Origin of the sequence: Novosphingobium colocasiae (genome assembly GCF_014652555.1) — a bacterium.
GTDB classification, from domain to species: Bacteria; Pseudomonadota; Alphaproteobacteria; order Sphingomonadales; family Sphingomonadaceae; genus Novosphingobium; species Novosphingobium colocasiae.
In genome coordinates, this window is record NZ_BMZA01000063.1 from 1 (window position 1) to 1,023 (window position 1,023).

1 protein-coding gene is annotated in these 1,023 nt (G+C 60.5%); it reads right to left on the minus strand.

The features are described from left to right. Nucleotides 1-229: 229 nt before the first annotated feature. A partial coding sequence (locus tag IE122_RS18240; RefSeq protein WP_189622645.1) for an IS110 family RNA-guided transposase occupies nt 230-1,023 on the minus strand: 794 nt, incomplete at its 5' end.

Sequence of the window (1,023 nt, forward strand, 5' to 3'; positions counted from 1 at the left end):
TCGGTCGTGTGTCAGGCCTCTTGATGTGGCTTGCTGACGCCACGGGCCGGTATGCAGTTCGAACGTGGCGGGTCACATCGGTTCAGCGAGCTGATTTCGCTCTAGCCCCGGGACTGGTTAGCCGCCGCGTGAACTTGGAAGTTCTTGCCGCATAATTCGTCAGTCGATCTCCTTGCCAGGGCCAAGGCCCCGAGCGCTCACGGCATTACCGCCAGTCGGCGGCAACCGTTCACGCCAAGCGGTAATTTTCCTCGCGCGTCATCATCGCCCAGATGACGCGCGCCATCTTGTTGGCCAAGGCCACGGCAACCACCATCCGAGGCCTTCGGGCCATCAGCCTGCCGAGCCAGTTGTCTGGCAATACGCCTTTGCGCACGATCCAACGGATCCTGCTCATCGCTCCGACGACAAGGAGTTTCCGGATGTCGCTTTGCCCCATCTTGCTCATGCCACCGAGCTTCGTCTTTCCGCCTGTCGATCGTTGTCGGGGGACGAGGCCGAGCCAGGCCGCGAAGTTGCCCCCACTAGCAAAAGTCCGCAGGTCCGGAGCAAAGGCCATGATTGCTCCTGCTGTTACCGGACTGACGCCCGGAACCGTGCACAGGCGGCGCATCTCTGCGTTGACCTTCATTGCTTCGCGCAACTTCAGCGACAGATCGTCGATCTTGGCGGACAAAGCCTCGATATGCTGGAGGTAAAGCCGTGCGACCTCGCGGACGCTTTCCGGCAGGTCGACAGTCTCGTCTTCAATTGCGGCATGGATGTCCTTCAGATGAGGCACGCCCTGCGCGAAGACCAGGCCGAACTCAGCGAGATGTCCCCGTAGCGCATTGATCGTCTGGGTGCGCTGTCCGACAAAACATTGGTGAGTGCGGTATACCACAGCGCGGGCCTGATGATCTGCGCTCTTTACGGCCACAAAGTGCATGTTCGGTCGGACTGCTGCCTCCGCAATGGCCGCGGCGTCGGCTGCATCGTTCTTTTGCCGTTTGACGAAAGGCTTCACGTAGATTGGCGGGATCA